At 68.8% G+C, this 15,141-nt stretch carries 17 protein-coding genes; 11 read left to right on the top strand and 6 right to left on the bottom strand.

Going from position 1 to position 15,141, the window contains the following annotated elements; translation table 11 throughout:
* Nucleotides 1-3: 3 nt before the first annotated feature.
* A complete protein-coding gene (locus AC5592_RS12205) occupies nucleotides 4-855 on the bottom strand; it encodes a SigB/SigF/SigG family RNA polymerase sigma factor (RefSeq protein ID WP_036505592.1) in 852 nt (283 codons plus the stop codon).
* Nucleotides 856-991: 136 nt separating this feature from the next.
* Here AC5592_RS12205 and AC5592_RS12200 point away from each other — a divergent pair, with 136 nt between their 5' ends.
* Nucleotides 992-1,969 (top strand): adenylate/guanylate cyclase domain-containing protein, encoded by a 978-nt coding sequence (locus AC5592_RS12200; protein ID WP_036505568.1) that lies wholly within the window; start codon nucleotides 992-994, stop codon nucleotides 1,967-1,969.
* 3 nt (nucleotides 1,970-1,972) lie between these two features.
* On the opposite strand, the gene AC5592_RS12195 is transcribed toward AC5592_RS12200, so the two are convergent.
* A complete protein-coding gene (locus tag AC5592_RS12195; RefSeq protein WP_036505593.1) occupies nucleotides 1,973-2,782 on the bottom strand; it encodes an alpha/beta fold hydrolase in 810 nt (269 codons plus the stop codon).
* A gap of 125 nt (nucleotides 2,783-2,907) precedes the next feature.
* Nucleotides 2,908-3,654, bottom strand: coding sequence for an IclR family transcriptional regulator (locus AC5592_RS12190; protein ID WP_036505569.1), 747 nt, complete (start codon nucleotides 3,652-3,654; stop codon nucleotides 2,908-2,910).
* A gap of 281 nt (nucleotides 3,655-3,935) precedes the next feature.
* Between AC5592_RS12190 and AC5592_RS12185 the strand changes: the two genes are divergently transcribed.
* The 8 genes from AC5592_RS12185 to AC5592_RS12150 are packed head-to-tail and all read left to right on the top strand — an operon-like array spanning nucleotide 3,936 to nucleotide 11,602.
* Nucleotides 3,936-4,979: an NrtA/SsuA/CpmA family ABC transporter substrate-binding protein gene (locus AC5592_RS12185; protein WP_036505570.1), complete on the top strand. Its 1,044-nt coding sequence runs from the start codon at nucleotides 3,936-3,938 to the stop codon at nucleotides 4,977-4,979.
* A 1-nt stretch (nucleotide 4,980) separates the two neighbouring features.
* Complete coding sequence (locus AC5592_RS12180; protein WP_063064238.1) at nucleotides 4,981-5,820, top strand: ABC transporter permease; 840 nt, start codon at nucleotides 4,981-4,983, stop codon at nucleotides 5,818-5,820.
* Entirely contained in the window at nucleotides 5,817-6,569 is a 753-nt protein-coding gene (locus tag AC5592_RS12175) for an ABC transporter ATP-binding protein (protein WP_036505594.1), read from the top strand. The genes AC5592_RS12180 and AC5592_RS12175 overlap by 4 nt, the downstream gene beginning before the upstream one ends.
* Nucleotides 6,570-6,584: 15 nt before the next feature.
* Entirely contained in the window at nucleotides 6,585-7,613 is a 1,029-nt protein-coding gene (locus AC5592_RS12170) for an ABC transporter substrate-binding protein (RefSeq protein ID WP_063064237.1), read from the top strand.
* Nucleotides 7,610-8,740: an LLM class flavin-dependent oxidoreductase gene (locus AC5592_RS12165; RefSeq protein ID WP_063064374.1), complete on the top strand. Its 1,131-nt coding sequence runs from the start codon at nucleotides 7,610-7,612 to the stop codon at nucleotides 8,738-8,740. Before AC5592_RS12170 ends, AC5592_RS12165 begins: the two co-directional genes overlap by 4 nt.
* On the top strand, nucleotides 8,737-9,906 hold the full coding sequence (locus tag AC5592_RS12160; protein ID WP_036505573.1) for an LLM class flavin-dependent oxidoreductase: 1,170 nt from the start codon (nucleotides 8,737-8,739) through the stop codon (nucleotides 9,904-9,906). The genes AC5592_RS12165 and AC5592_RS12160 overlap by 4 nt, the downstream gene beginning before the upstream one ends.
* A 7-nt stretch (nucleotides 9,907-9,913) precedes the next feature.
* Complete coding sequence (locus AC5592_RS12155; RefSeq protein ID WP_036505574.1) at nucleotides 9,914-10,621, top strand: class II aldolase/adducin family protein; 708 nt, start codon at nucleotides 9,914-9,916, stop codon at nucleotides 10,619-10,621.
* 33 nt (nucleotides 10,622-10,654) lie between these two features.
* The gene (locus tag AC5592_RS12150) at nucleotides 10,655-11,602 is read left to right on the top strand and encodes an ABC transporter substrate-binding protein (RefSeq protein ID WP_063064236.1); all 948 of its coding nucleotides are present in this window, start codon (nucleotides 10,655-10,657) and stop codon (nucleotides 11,600-11,602) included.
* 32 nt (nucleotides 11,603-11,634) lie between these two features.
* On the opposite strand, the gene AC5592_RS12145 is transcribed toward AC5592_RS12150, so the two are convergent.
* Complete coding sequence (locus tag AC5592_RS12145) at nucleotides 11,635-12,072, bottom strand: GlcG/HbpS family heme-binding protein (RefSeq protein ID WP_036505576.1); 438 nt, start codon at nucleotides 12,070-12,072, stop codon at nucleotides 11,635-11,637.
* 53 nt (nucleotides 12,073-12,125) lie between these two features.
* A complete protein-coding gene (locus AC5592_RS12140) occupies nucleotides 12,126-13,265 on the bottom strand; it encodes a glutathione-independent formaldehyde dehydrogenase (RefSeq protein WP_063064235.1) in 1,140 nt (379 codons plus the stop codon).
* 419 nt (nucleotides 13,266-13,684) lie between these two features.
* Here AC5592_RS12140 and AC5592_RS12135 point away from each other — a divergent pair, with 419 nt between their 5' ends.
* Both AC5592_RS12135 and AC5592_RS12130 read left to right on the top strand, forming a co-directional pair.
* A complete protein-coding gene (locus AC5592_RS12135; RefSeq protein ID WP_305080238.1) occupies nucleotides 13,685-14,086 on the top strand; it encodes a cold shock domain-containing protein in 402 nt (133 codons plus the stop codon).
* Between the two features lie 94 nt (nucleotides 14,087-14,180).
* Nucleotides 14,181-14,867 (top strand): hypothetical protein, encoded by a 687-nt coding sequence (locus AC5592_RS12130; RefSeq protein WP_063064234.1) that lies wholly within the window; start codon nucleotides 14,181-14,183, stop codon nucleotides 14,865-14,867.
* A 77-nt stretch (nucleotides 14,868-14,944) separates the two neighbouring features.
* On the opposite strand, the gene AC5592_RS12125 is transcribed toward AC5592_RS12130, so the two are convergent.
* Nucleotides 14,945-15,106, bottom strand: a complete 162-nt coding sequence (locus AC5592_RS12125) for a hypothetical protein (protein ID WP_157121778.1) — start codon at nucleotides 15,104-15,106, stop codon at nucleotides 14,945-14,947.
* Nucleotides 15,107-15,141: the final 35 nt, after the last annotated feature.

Here is a 15,141-nt window from a genome sequence, read left to right as displayed (position 1 = left end):
AGGTCAGGCCACCGCGCGCAGATGCCGGGGGCGCGCGGGCTCGGCGAGAGCCTGCTCGCGCAACCCCGAGAGCACCCGGCTGAGGATCCGCGAGACCTGCATCTGCGAGATGCCGTGCAGCGCGGCGATCTCGGACTGGGTCTTGCTCTCGTAGAAGCGCTGGATCAAGATCTTGCGTTCCTGCTCGGGCAGGGCCTCGATCAGCGGTTTCACCGTGATCGCGTCCTCGGTGAACTCGTAGCGCGGTTCGTCGACCGCCAGCCGGGCACCCAGCGGCGTGGGGCTGTCGCTCTCGGCGGACTGGGTTTCGTCGAGCGAGTCGCACAGGTAGCTGTTGGCCGCCACGGTCGCCTGCACGACTTCCTCGACCGGGACGTCGAGAGCGCGGGCCAGTTCATGGCTGCTGGGCTCGCGACCGAGTTGCTGGGACAGCACCAGGCTGTGCTGGGAGATGCGGGCGCGCAGTTCCTTCATCCGGCGCGGCACCTTCACCGCCCACCCGCTGTCGCGGAAGTACCGCCGCACCTCCCCCATGATCGTCGGCACGGCGAAGCCCAGGAACGGTGCGCCCCGGGACACGTCGTAACGGTCCACCGACAGCACCAGCGCGAGGTTCGCGACCTGCTGCAGATCCTCCCGCGACTGGCCGCGGCCCTCGTACCGGCGGGCGATGTGAGCGGCCAGCGGCATGCAGTCGGCGATGATCTGCTCCCGCAACCGGGCGCGGCGCGGGTCGGTGGCCTCGAGTTCGGCCAGCGCACGGAACGAATCTTCGATCCCGTCATAGGAATTGCGGCCACCGTCGTCGCGAGCGGTGGCGGAACGGGTCGAGGCAGCAGTGGTATCGGTGCTCATGATCGTCTCCGCAGCTTCCGTATGAACCATGCCGCCCTGGGTATCCGCGACTCGGAGGCTCAAACAAGAAGTTTCGGTCGAATCCGTCGCGGGCGACGGCGGTGGCATCCGTGCCGCGATGTGCTGTACTTGCCGGGTGAGCGAGTCTGGTGAGTCGACCGACGTGGTCGACGCGGTGGTCGAAACAACTCTTCTCGGTGGCCCCCGCCGCTACACCCGCGCTCAGGTGGCCGAGCTGTCGGGTGTCTCGGTCGACAACGCCCGCAAACTGTGGATCGCCTTGGGCTTCCCGGCCGCGGCGAGCGACGACGAAGCGGCGTTCACCGACGCCGACGTCGCCGCGGTCCGCACCTTCTGCGCACTGGGCCCGGCTTCGAATGTCAACGAGCAGAACCAGATTGCCGCCGCCCGCACCCTCGGGCAGTCGATGGCGCGACTGGCCGAATGGCAGGCGGACCTGATCACCCGCGAACTCGGCGCCGGCACCGATGCCGAGGCCACCGCCCACGCCATCGAGGTGCTCACCGATCTGCAGCAGTACGCGTGGCGGCGGCATCTGGCCGCGGCGCTGACCCGATCCCTCGAATCCGACGGCGCCGCACGGCAATTACTCGTCGGATTCGCCGATATGGCCGGCTACACCCGGCTGTCGCGACACCTGGACCCCGACGAGCTGACCGATCTGCTGGAAGCGTTCGAAACCGCCACCACCGAGGCCATCACCGCCCACGGCGGCTGGGTGATCAAGAACGTGGGCGACGAAGTGATGTTCGCCGTCGACGATCCGCACCGGGGCGCGCGCATCGCGCTGGACCTGCACATCGCGATCGGCCGGGCGGCACAGACGATTTCGGAGATGCCCCAGATCCGGGTGGGCCTGGCCTACGGGCCGGTGCTGACCCGCTTCGGCGATCTCTACGGCACCGTGGTCAACACCGCCGCCCGGCTGACCGGCGTCGCCCGCCCCGGAACGGTGCTCGTGGACGACGGCGCGGCCGCGGCCCTGGCCGGGGACACCGAATTCTCCCTGCGTCACCTACGCAGCGTGCGCGTCAAGGGATTCTCCCGCCTGCGGTCCCATGTGCTGCGGGAGCGGCAGCGCAGACAACGCTGATCCTCAGGTCGTCGAGGCCGCCGACGCGATCACATCGGCCACCACGTCGGGTTGTGAGACGAGCGCCACGTGCGACGCCTGCACCTCGCTGGTATGCGCGCCGATCCGGCCGGCCATCCACCGTTGCGCGGCGGGCGGGATCACGGTGTCGTTCGCGGAGACCAGATACCAGCTAGGCGTGCTCGACCACGAGGGCTGCCCGGACAGCTCGATATTCGCCGACACCGCGAGGGACTTCTGGTGGGCGAGCATGGTGGCCGCCGTCGCATCGCTGACATCGGGAGCGAACACCTGATGGAACGACGCGTCGGCGATGTAGGCGTCGAGGTTGCGGCCGACGGCGTTGGTCGGATCGTCGACGATCTTCATCTGCAGTGCGGGCGGCAGCAATTGGCTGCCGGGAAAGCGGATCGGGTCCAGCGCCAGCGCCACCGGCTCGCCCTGCGCCGGCGCGAACGCCGCCACGAACACGAGCGCCCGCACGTTCGGATTGTGGATGTTGGTGATCACGGCGCCGCCGTAGGAGTGGCCGACCAGGACCACCGGGCCGGAGATGCCGGCGACGGTCTTCTCGACCGATGCGGCGTCGTACGCGGGTCCGCGCAGCGGATTCTCGGGCACCACCACCGGGTAGCCCCGCGCCCGCAAATTCCCGGCGACCGCATCCCAGCTGGTGGTGTCGGCGAACGCACCGTGCACCAGCACGATCGTCGGCATGGACTGGGCATTTGCGGGTCCGAGTGCCGCCACGACGAAACCGGCGATCAGCGCGAACACGATCGACACGGCTTGCGCGAAACGGGTAATTCTCATGGCGTGTCCCTTCATCGCTGCGCCGGCGGGCAGATGCACACGACCGGCAATCAATGGGCAAAGGCGACCTGGCAGCGACGATAGCGCTCTCGGCACGCACCGGCAGCGGTTCGGCGAAGATCCGCTCAGCCGGCCTCGAAGCGGGTGGCGATGTCGGCGGCTGTCACCTTGGCCAGCTCGACGAACAGCGGGAGTCGCTCGGGGATCATCAGCGCCGTGGGCCCGCGCAGTCCGAGCGCGAAGCGGCAGTCGCCGTCCCGGGTGAGGATCGGCAGGCCGATGGTGCGGAAGCCGGGGTCCAGCTCCTCGTCGTTGTAGGCGTAACCGCGTGCGAGCGTGCGATCCAGTTCGGCACGGAGTTCGGCCGGGGAGGAGACCGACCGGGCGGTGCCCTCGTCGTAGGAGAGGGTGGCCAGGACCTCGTCGGAGGCCCCGGACCAGGCGAGCAGGGCCTTGCCCAGCGCACTCGCGTGCAGGGGCAGGCGGACTCCCATCAGCCGATGTCCGTCGGTCTCCCGCCAGCGGCTGGTGCCGAGCAGGACGGCATGAATGCTGTGGCGGATCGCGACCGACGCGCTGGCGCCCGTGGTGGCCGCGAGCTGTTCCAGGCTCGGCTCGGCGAGATAGATGCGGTGCTGGCGGTAGGCGATCTGACCGTATTCGGCGAGCGCGCCGCCCATGCGATAGCGGCTGGAGGCCTCGTCCTTCTCCAGGAAGCCCGCCTGCACCAGCGCGGTGAGGAGGCGGTGAGTGGTGCTCACCGCCAGGCCCTGCTGACGGGCGACTTCCGATACGCCGCGTTCGTCGCCGTCGCGGAAACAGTCGAGGACCGACAGCGCGCGGGTGACGGTCTGCACTCCGGAGGCTTCCACGCCGGGGACGGTAACACAGGAAGCAGGCCCGCACCCCCTCTTTCATTCCATTATTCGGAAAGCGAACCCGCATCGAATTCGGATCACCCTGCGCGAAAAGTCGCCTCGATCAAGCTGATTGGCCAGTACAGAGGACTCGTGCGCCGGAATACACCCGGAGCCGAGGTTTCGTCAAGCCTTCCGATCCTCGGAAAGCATTACCTCGTAACGAGGTCCGTCCGTCCCTACTGTCGCTGGATATCACTCGACTTCGGTTCCCGATTCGGAAGAGGTGCTCCACGATGTTCCGCACGCGCAGGCCACACGGTTGGCGACTCGCGCTCGCGCTCGCCCCCGTCGTCGCTCTGGTCGCGGCGTGTGGCTCCGGATCCGCGTCCGAATCCGGAGCCGGATCGCAGCTGGTGTTGAAGGTGGCCGATCCGGGCAACGCGGGTCCGCTCGCGGTGGCCAAACGAGACGGCACATTCGACAAGGCCCTGGCTCCCCTGGGCGCCAAGGTCGAATGGGTCAACACCACACCGGGTTTCAGCTCCATGCTCAAGCTGTTCAACACCAAGCAACTCGATATCTCCGGGGCCGCGTTCAGCCCGGTCGTGGGCGCGCTGTCGAAGGATGTCGCGGTCCGCATCGTGGCGGTGCAGGATCCGGCCGGTAAGGACCAGAGCGGCATCATCGCCACCAAGGAATCGGGCATCCACTCGGTGGCCGAACTGGTCGGCAAGCGCGTCGCGGTGAACCCGGCCGGCAAGGGCGAATACATCCTGCTGAAGGCCCTCGCCCAGGCGGGCGTGCCGGCCGACAAGGTGACGCGGGTGCCGTTGCAGCAGAAGGACGCCGCCTCGGCCTTCGCCACCGGCAAGGTCGACGCCTGGGCCTCGTTCCTGGTGCCCTATCAGGAGGCCAAGGCCAACGGTGGTGTGGAGATCGCGACCGAACAGAGCATCGGCTCCAAGGACAACACGGTGGTGGTCTTCCGCACCGAGATCCTCGACAAGCGCCCGGAGGTCGCGGCCAAATATCTGGAGGTGCTGCAGGGGCTGACCATTCAGCAGCACGACAATCCGTCCGCGTTCGAGAACGTCTTCGAGCAGACCGGCCCGCGCGCGCTGACCGGCGCCCGGCTCGCCGACGCGATCCGGGTGGACAGCGAAGCCACCGTGCCACGCCTGCCACTGGCATCCGATGCCACCGACCTCGCGGACGTGGTCGACCTGTTCGCCGGCAACGGTGTGATCAGCCGCAAGATCACCGCCGCCGACATCTTCTACGACCTGAAGGCCAAGCTCACCCCCGACCAGCTGGCCGCGCTGAAAACGGGCCGCTGACATGACCGCCGTCATCGTTCCCGCCGCATCGACGGGCCGGCTCGCACCGCCGCGCAGCCGGGTCGAGAAACGCAGACCCGCATGGCTTTCGGTGCCGCTGCGCTTCCTGCTCCCGGTGCTGATCTTCGCCGGCTGGTGGATCGGGTCGGCCACCGGCGCGCTGTCGCCGGAGGTGCTGGCCGGCCCGCCGAAGGTCTGGTCGGCGTTCACCGAACTGGTGCACAACGGTCAGCTGGTCGATTTCGCGCTCGCCTCCTTCGTCCGCGCCGGGCTGGGGGTGGGGCTCGGCGTCTCGGCCGGGCTGCTGCTCGGCTTGGCGGCCGGATTGACCAGTCTCGGTGAGGAATTGGTCGATTCGACGATGCAGATCGTGCGCGCCGTCCCGTTCCTCGCGCTGGTGCCGTTGTTCATCGCCTGGTTCGGCATCGACGAGTTGTACAAGGTGCTGCTCATCGCGGTCGCCACCGTCGCGCCCATGTACGCCTACACCTACCTCGGCGTGCGCAATGTGGACCGCAAGGTGGTGGAGGCCGCCCGCGGCTTCGGGCTGACCGGTCCTCGACTGGTGCTGGAGGTGATCCTGCCGTCGGCACTGCCCGGCATCCTCATGGCGCTGCGAGTCTGCCTGTCCATCAGCATCACCGGCCTGATCGCGGCCGAGCAGGTCGGCACCAGCAAGGGCGTGGGCTATCTGGTCACCCTCGCGCAGGAATACAACCGCACCGACTACATGGTGCTGTGCGTCGTGCTCTACGCCGTCCTGGGCCTGGTGTTCGACGGCGCGGTGCGGCTGATCGAACGCTTCGCGATGCCGTGGCGCGGGCAGGTGGCGATCCGATGACCGCCGTGGACGAAACCCGGACCGCCGCACCGCTGGCCGTGCACATCACCGGACTGCGAAAAGCCTTCGGCGACAAGGTTGTTCTCGACGGTGTGGATCTGAGCATCCGCCGCGGCGAGTTCGTGGTGCTGCTCGGGCCCAGCGGCACCGGCAAGACGACGCTGCTGCGACTGCTCACCGGCCTGGAGGCTCCGGATGCGGGCGAGGTGCTGGTTCCGGCCGTCCGCACCACCGTGTATCAGGAGCCCCGGCTCATCCCGTCCAAACGGGTGCTGGCGAATGTCGTTGTCGGGCAACGCCGTTCCAAGCCGGTCCGGGAGGCGGGCCTGCGCGCCCTCGCCGAGGTCGGACTCGACGAGAAGGCACGGCAGTGGCCCGCCACCCTGTCCGGCGGCGAAGCCCAGCGCGCCGCACTCGCGCGCGCACTGGTCCGGGAGCCCGAACTGCTGCTGCTGGACGAACCGTTCGCCGCACTCGACGCCCTGACCCGGTTGCAGATGCAGGACCTCGTCGGCGACCTGGTGGCGCGGCATCGCCCGGCGGTGCTGATGGTCACCCACGACGTGGACGAGGCGGTCCGGCTGGCCGACCGGGTCCTCGTCCTGAACCGGGGCCGTTTCGCCGTCGACATCGATATCGATCTGCCGCGGCCGCGCGACCGCACCGACCCCGCCGCCCTGCGTTATCAGGCGGCTCTGCTCGCCGAACTCGGCGTCGGCCACACCACCGACCACCACCGGATTCCCTGAACCACGGAGCTTTTCATGACCGACAACACCCTCTGGTACACCCGTTGCCCCGTCCCGACCGCCAGCGGTCTGGCGCACAGCCTGGGCTGGCTCGGCGACGCCGCGCAGCGCGGCGGCCTCACCTTCGGCGTCCTGCAGGACGCCGGACCCGAACTGGCCGGATTCCACTTCGACCACGGGCTGGCCGGCCTGGTGCGCGAAGGCGGCAATGTGCCCGCGCTGGCGGCCCGCGCCGCCGGCTCGCCCACCCGGCTCATCGGCCTCACCTGGATCGACGAATCGCAGGCCATCCTGGTGGGCCCGGATTCCCCGGTCGCCTCGCCCACCGATCTGGCCGGTCTGCGCGTCGGTATTCCGGCCTGGGCGCAGGATCAGGCCCGCAGCTTCCCGCGCGCCATGGCGTTGCACGGCTTCGGCAACGCGCTGCGGCTGGGCGGTCTGACCCTCGCCGATGTCACCGTGGTCGAACTCGCCGTGGAACGAGATCCGCAGGTGCGCACCGATGTTCAGCAGCGCGATCGCCGCGTCACCTGGGGCGCGGAGGAGCTGCTGCGCGGCGAGGTGGACGCGATCTACGTCAAGGGCGCCCGGGCCCAGGAGGTCGCCGCCGAGCACGGCCTGCGGGTGGCGGTGGACCTCGATGCCACCGACAGCTTGCGGCTGCGCGTCAACAACGGCACCCCGCGCCCCATCACCGTGCATCAGCAACTACTCGACACCCGGCCCGAGGTGGTGGTCGACTTCCTCGCGCAGAGTCTGCGCGCCGCAGACTGGGCCGGCGACAATCTCGACGGCGTCCGCACGGTGCTGCAACGCGAAACCCTGTCCGGCCCCGCCGGAGTCGTGGCCGCCTACGGCGAGGACTTCCACCGCAACCTGCATCCGAGCCTGGACGAAGAACGGCTGGAGCTGCTGGGCGTGCAGAAACAGTTCCTCTACACCCACGGCTTCCTCGCCACCGACTTCGATCTCGAATCGTGGGTCGCGCCGGAGCCGCTGGCCCGGGCGCGGGAGCTGGTCGCGGCCGGACGGGCGGCGGCATGACCGAATACCTGTGGCGGCTGCCCAGCCGCGGTGACGGCCGCCGCGCGCGACCGGAACTGCGGCATCGTGGCGGTTTCGGCGATCCGGCGCCCACCCCGGCGAGCGGGCTCAGCGGGGATCGCGCGCCGGATCGTGAACCCACCGATGTGCGCCCCGGCCGCTTCGGCCCCTTCGACGACCTGCACCAGGTGATCGACGCCGCCGAACTGGCCGGACTCGACGGCGTGCTCGCGCCCTACGACCCGCTGGGCGAGGAATCCTGGATCGTCGCCGGCGGCGCCCTGCGCGCCACCCGGCACAGCCGGGTGATCGTCGAATTCCAGCCCGCCTTCGGCACTCCCGTCTACGCGGCGAAGATGTCGGTCACGTTGCAGCGCCTGTCGGCGGGGCGGCTGGGCTGGCGACTGGCGGTCGACACCGACGAGGCGGAGGCGCGCTCGCGCGGCGACCGGGTGTCCGGCGCCGACCGCTACCGGCGCGCCGCGGAATTCCTCACCGTCGCACGTGGTGTGTGGAACCACGATGCGGTGCCGGCGGCCGGGTTCCGTGGCACCGGATTCGATCTCGCGGGCGACTTCTACGACGTGATCGACGGCGGTTTCCGCGGCGTGCTGTCGGGCCTGCCCTTCCCGACCGTGTACCTGTCCGGCACCTCACCCGAGGCCCTGGATCTCTCGGCGCGTCACGGTGATGTGCACGTGTTCACCGAATCCCCCGACGGCCCGGCCGAACAACTGGCCGCGTTGCGCGCCCGCACCGGCGAGACCGGTCGCACCGTGCGCGCCGGACTCGAGATCCCGGTCATCGCGCGCGAGACCGAGGACGAGGCGTGGGCGCGTGCGGAACGGCAATGGCGTGAGGTACGCCCGGACGGGCCGGGCGCGCGATCGCTGGCTCTGGGCGACGGCCGCTGGGCCGGATTCGACCTGCTCGGCTATCCGCAGGCCATCGGCCTGGTCGGCAGTTACGAGCAGGTGGCCCGGCAGCTGCAGGTATACGCCGCAACGGGTTTCGACACCATCGTGCTGTCCGGGCATCCGCACATCGAGGAGATACACCGCGCCGGTGAGCATCTGCTGTTCCTCGCCGATCCGGCCGGACGCACCCTGAAGGAGGTCGCGCTGTGACGATCGACATCTACTGGCGCATCGGTATGGAAGGCGACCACGCCTCGTTGCGCACCCCGCGCCGCCACAACCGCGGCAACGCCGGCGGCTACGGTCCGGGCAATATCGCCCCGGCCGTGCGCGGCGGTGAACTCGACGGCTACAGCTATATCGATCACGTCGCCGCGGTCGCGCGAGCGAGCGAATCCGCCGGATTCCTGGGCGGACTACTGCCCTCGTTCCCGGTCACCGAGGATCCGTGGGCCTTCGCCGCCGCGCTGGCCCGCGAGACCACCACCTACCGCTTCATGGTCGCCTTCCAGCCGGGCTTCCTGCACCCGGTGCAGGCCGCCCGCATGTCGGCAAGTCTGCAGCGCGCCACCGGCGGGCGGCTCGTCTACAACATCATCAGCGGCGGCGGGGGCCCGGCCCAATTGTGGTGGGGCGACAAGGTTTCCCACGACGACCGCTACGCCCGCACCAGCGAATTCCTCGACGTGCTGCGCGGAGTGTGGGACGGGCGGCCGTACACCCACGACGGCCGGTTCTTCCACACCGAGGCCGCCGCCCTGCCGCCGGGCCTGGCCGGGCAACCGTTCCCGGAGGTGTACTTCTCGGGGTCCTCCGGCGCCGCGGTGCAGGCCGCCGGACGCCACGCCGACTACTACCTGTCCTGGCTCGAGCCCTTCGCCGACCTGCGCGCCAAATTCGACGGCGTTCGCGCCCATGCCGAAAAGATCGGCCGCACACCGAAATTCGCGGTCCGCATCGACATCCTGGCCCGGCACACCGAAGAGGCCGCGTGGGACGAGATCCGCAAGGGCTGGGCCTTCGTCGACCGCGAGGCCGCCAATCGCGCCGCCCAGGGCGATTCGGTGGGAGCGGCGCGGATCAAGGGCTGGGTCCCCGAAACCATCACCGGCTACCGGGATCTCGAGGTGCAACCCAACGTCTGGTGCGGTTTCAGCCTGATCCGCGGCGGGCCCGCCTTCGGGCTGGTCGGCAGCTACGAACAGGTCGCCCAGCGCCTCGACGAACTGATCGACCTCGGCGTCGACGCCTTCATCCTCGCCGGAAACCCGCATCTGGAAGAGGCCTATCGGGTCGGGGAGGAAGTGCTGCCGCTGCTCGGCCGCTCCCGTCTGACCGCACCCGAGGCCACCCCCGCACTGACGCACGCCCACTAGGAGAATCGTGACCACCACCGAAATCCGGCTCGACGACACCGTCACCGAATTCGTCGCCGCCGCCACCCGCGACGCCGAGAAGGCGTTCCGGGTGTTCCGCGAAACCGGCACCGTCGCGGGCAACGGGACCGTCAACTTCGTCGAACGCGTGCCCGGCCACGATATCGCGGTAGCGCTCAACGAGCCCGGCCCCTGGGCCGACGACCGCACCGTGCGACCCGTGGTCGCCACGTTCGACGGAGAAGTACTGTCCGGCACCGGTTCCGCCGGCTTCGTCACCGGCTACGCCGCGGTGTTCCGCGCGCACCCTGAGATCACTTCCGTGGTGCACGTGCACAGCCCCTGGCTGGGTGGCTGGGCGCAGACGCACCGCGTCTTCCCGATCCGCTATGCCGCCGTGCAGCGACTGACCCTGTCGCGGGAGATCCCGCCGCATATCGATCGCAGCATCGGCGCGGGCGATTTCATCCTCGGTCAATTGACCCGCGACCCCGACCTCATCGCCATCTTCGAGGCCAACGGCGGCGCGAACGTCATCGGGCGCGGCGGACTGCTGGAGCTGGCGAAGCTGGTCGTGTTGCTCGAGGAGGGCGCGCAGTACCAGGCGATCGCCGAAACGCTCGGCGGCTCCGTCGAATTCGACAAGTCCAACCTCGCGGTGCAGTGGGGGCGCACCGGCCTCGCGGACGAGGCCCGCCGTCGCGGGCTGATCTGACCCCCCTTCCATACTTTCCCGAGGAGCAACCCCATGACCGTTCGTGTCGGCTACTTCCCGCACAACAATTCGCTGTTCGTCCTGCGTCACCGCGGCATCCTGGAACGCGCACTGCCCGACGTGGAATGGGTGGACCTGCGCACCCTGCCGCAGCCGCCCCGCGCCGACGTGAAAACCGCACTGCCGTCGGTACATTCGGACTACCTGTTCGACGCGGACGGCTACGACTTCATCGGCACCGGCTTCACCCCGCCGATCACCGCGCTCGGCAACGACCGCGACATCGTCTACGTCGGCATCTCCGGACCGCGCATCGAGAACGGCCGGCTGGTCACCAAGGCCGGCAACGGCATCGAATCGGTGGCCGACCTGAAAGGTAAGCGGGTCGGCATCGCGCACGGTTCCTGGCAGACCACGCTGCTGCTGTTCGCCTTGGAGCGCTCGGGTCTGGGCTGGGGCGACATCGAACCGGTCGATACCGACGTGCACGACGGCGGCGCCCTGCTGCTCGACGGCAGCCTCGACGCCTGGGTCGGCGCCTATCCCGGCCTGGCCGCCGTGGAGGCCGCCACCCCGCTGCACACCCTCGTCGACACCGAATCCGTCTTCAGCCACCCCTCGCTGTGGTTCACCCGCCGCGACTTCGCCGAAGCCCACCGCCCGGCGCTCGAAGCGATCATCACCGCCCTGCGGGAGTCCGACGCCTGGATCACCGAAAACCCCCGCGCCGCAGCACAATACTTCGTCGACGATATCGTCGCCCGCGGCGGCACCGCCGACCTGGACGCCTGGGAAGCCGCGCTGCGCGGCCGCCCGTTCGGCCTCGGCCCGGTCACCGGGCAGTTCCTCGACGAACAACAGCACGCCGCCGACCTGCTGCACGCAAACGGCCTGCTGCCCAAGAAGATTCGGGTCCGTGACGCGGTCGATCCCACGATCGCGGAGCTGTTCACCGCACCCGAACCGGCACCGGCCGGCTGACGTAGCCACCTCCACGGACCGCCGGCGCGGAACTACGCGTCGGCGGTCCGGCGGGTGGCCATCGCCGCCACGGCCGCCTCGGCGACGGTCTTATCCTGCTCTCCGGTGCCACCGCTGACGCCGACCGCGCCGACGACCCGACCGTCGCGCCGCAGCGGCACACCGCCGGCGAAGATCATGATGCGCCCCCCGTTGGAGGCGTGTATCCCGTAGAACTGCCCGCCCGGACCAGCGTCGGCTGCGAGGTCCTCGGTCGAGATGTCGAGCGCCCGCGCGGTGAACGCCTTGTTGATCGAGATGTCGATGCTGGCGATCCAGGCACCATCCATCCGCACGTGGGCGACGAGGTTGCCGCCGGCATCGACCACCGCGATGTTCGACGGCGACTCGATCTCGTCGGCTTTGGCCCGGCCGGCGGCGATCATCCGCTGCGCATCATCGAGGGACACCGAAGTCTGGTTCACTGTCATGACCCGCTCCCTGTCGTTGCCATGGTTGTGCTCCTCTCGGTCCGGGGGACGCCTCACGGATGCATGACGACCTTGGTCCACCCGTCGTCCCGGGCATCGAAATGCTGATAGCCGGACTCGGCCTCGGCCAGCGGGAGTTCGTGAGAGACGATCCAGGACGGTGTGGCCCGGCCCTCGTGAATCAGGTCGCGCAGCTGCCGGTTGTAGTGCTTGACGTTGGCCTGTCCGGTACCGACCTTCTGCCCCTTGAACCAGAATTTGCCCATGTCGAAGGCGATCTTGCCGTGGCGTTCGAGTTCGTCGGGGCCGTTTCGGTCCTGCGGCAGGAAGATGCCGACCACGCCGATGTGGCCGGTGAAGCGCACCGAGTCGACGAGCCGGTTCATCGTCATCGCGGCGTCTTCGTGACCTTGCGGGTCGTGCGCCTGGTACCCGACACACTCACAACCCTTGTCGGCGCCGCGTCCGTCGGTCTGATCGAGGACCTGCGCGACCGGGTCGCCGGTGGAGTCGTCGATGGGTATGGCGCCGATCTGCTCGGCGAGCCGCAGCCGGTCGGGGTGACGGTCGACGATCATCACCTTGCTCGCACCCTGGATCATCGCCGAGTATGCCGCCATCAGACCGACCGGCCCGGCCCCGTAGATCACCATCGAGTCACCGGGCTGCATGTCGGCCAGGCGAGTGCAGTGCCATCCGGTGGGAAATATGTCGGAGAGCATCACGTAGTCGGTTTCCTTGTCCTGGGCGTCCTCAGGCAGCCGCAGACAGTTGAAGTCGCCGAACGGCACCCGCAGATACTCCGCCTGTCCACCCCAGAACGGTCCCATTCCGGCGAAACCGAATGCGGCGCCCGCCATCTTCGGATCCGGGTGCACCGTCAGGCAGAACGCGGTCAGACCTTCCTCGCAGTTTCGGCAGAAACCGCAGCCGATGTTGAACGGCAGGCACACCCGATCGCCGGTCGCGACCTTGACCACCGCGTTGCCCACCTCGGCGACGATCCCCAAATTCTCGTGACCGAGGACCATCCCGGGCTCCAGATCGGTGCGGCCCTCATACATGTGCAGATCCGATCCGCAGATATTGGTGCTGGTGATCTTTACCAGCACATCGGTCGGCTGCTCGATCCTCGCATCGGGCACATCCTTCACATGGACCTGACGTGGTCCGTCGTACACAAGCGCTTTCATCTCGACACTCCCTCACATGCGGCGTTTCCGGTTGATGCCCGGCCCGGCGGCCACAGGCGGCTACATGCGAGCGACCAGCCGAATGAATCGTGCTCCCGAGGGCAGACGACGCAACAGCGCACGGAACCGACAACCACACCAAAACGTTGGCACACCACCATGTTTCGCGTTACGGCGATGTGAGTGCGTTCCAGGCGTCGCGTTCCCTCCACCATGGAGTCTCCTCTTGTGGCTCCACGATCGCTAGGGGTTGAGACGGTTTTGTCGATTCGCGGGCTCGAGCGGCTCCTTCCCTGCACAACCGACGGTGTGATGCTGAATCCAACTCCGCCGCAACATGATTCAACCCCGCACATCAACATCTACCGGCACCAACGCACGCAGGTACCGTCGCGGAGCCAGGTGATTGTTTGATCTCGGTGCGGGCGGGTATCGCGGGTGGCGGCGCCGGGAAACCGGTCGCCGGCCGATTGCCCACCCGCACCGCGACCGGAATGAGCATGCGCATGACCGTGACCTGGACCCCCGCCGTTGTTCCCGCCGAGCACAGCACCCATCCGGATCCGCACCTCACGCAGGTCGACGAGACGCTGCCCGACTGGCAGCGGGGGCAGGTGGCGTGGTTCAACGCCGAGAAGGGGTTCGGTTACCTGACCAGCGCCACCGGCGACGCGGTCTTCGTCGACTACCGCACGATCGACATGCCGGGATACAAAACCCTCAGCCCCGGGCAAGCGGTGGTGTTCACGCTGACCCACACCTGCGGCGGACCCGAGGCCACGCAGGTTCTTCCCTTCCCGTACGCCCGCGACGAATCCTGAGCCGGGTCGCGCGAATACCTCGGCCGTGACGGGGTACCGGCCAGATGTCGGCTTCCGCCGATCCCCACCCGACCGTCACGACGAAAGCGAAGATGTGAAAGCCGAACGCCTGGTCGAGGAATCGTTCGAGCTGGTCGCCCGCGTCCGGCGCGCCCGCGTCTTCCATCCGAACGGCCTCTGGTTCAGCGGGCACCTGCGCCCCGCCCCGGCCTTCGAGAGGTATTTCGGCGACGGACAACGCGACGTCGAGGTCCGGCTGTCCAAAGCGCTCGGCATGCCGGGACGTGTGCCCGACGCCGTGGGAATCGGTCTGCGCGTGCGGACCCCCGGCGGGCGCTGGGACCTCGCCCTGGCGTCGACACCCACCGGCACGCTGACCCGATTCTTCGCGATACCCGTCCCGTCGTGGCGCCACGCGACCTACGGGACGCTGATGGCCTACCGGTTCGACGGCGGCGCCCCGCAGTGGATATTCGCCCGGCCGGACGCCGATCAACCCGCCGACGCCTCCCTGGCGACGCTGCGCGACTACACGACCACACACGGCCTCGGTTTCACGCTGACCGCCGCGCGACTGAACGGACCGGAAGAACCGTTCGCGAATCTGCGGCTCACCGCCGAAACCGCCGCCCCACCTCCCGAGGACGCCGTCGACCCGACCCTGCACCATCCGCCGGGCGTCGCGCTGGCCCCGCGGTTCATCACTCGCATCCGGCGCAGCGCCTACCGGGGCAGCCGCGAGGGACGCGGCGCGGAGCCCTCACCCGGCCACCCCCACTGAGGATTCATTCGTTCGCACTGTTGTCGTCGCACTGCGCCTGGCGGCGAATCCCGCAGCCGACGATCTGCGATAGACGGCTACGCGTTCGGGCGGGGCGGGTCGGCCGACAGACCCATGATGTCGTTCCACCACGAATCCAGGGGGCTGGGGTCCGGCCAGCTCACTGCGGCCGGTTGTTCGGCAGGCATCGAGGCCACGGCTTCATCGTCGACGAATACGGAATCTCTGTTACTCGGCATGCGGCTCACTCCTCGTTCCCCCAAGATCACAGCTG

The organism is Nocardia violaceofusca NBRC 14427 (genome assembly GCF_963869435.1).
Lineage (GTDB): Bacteria > Actinomycetota > Actinomycetes > Mycobacteriales > Mycobacteriaceae > Nocardia > Nocardia aobensis.
Note: the sequence above shows the minus strand (reverse complement) of the source record. Positions and strands in the feature narration are given on the sequence as shown.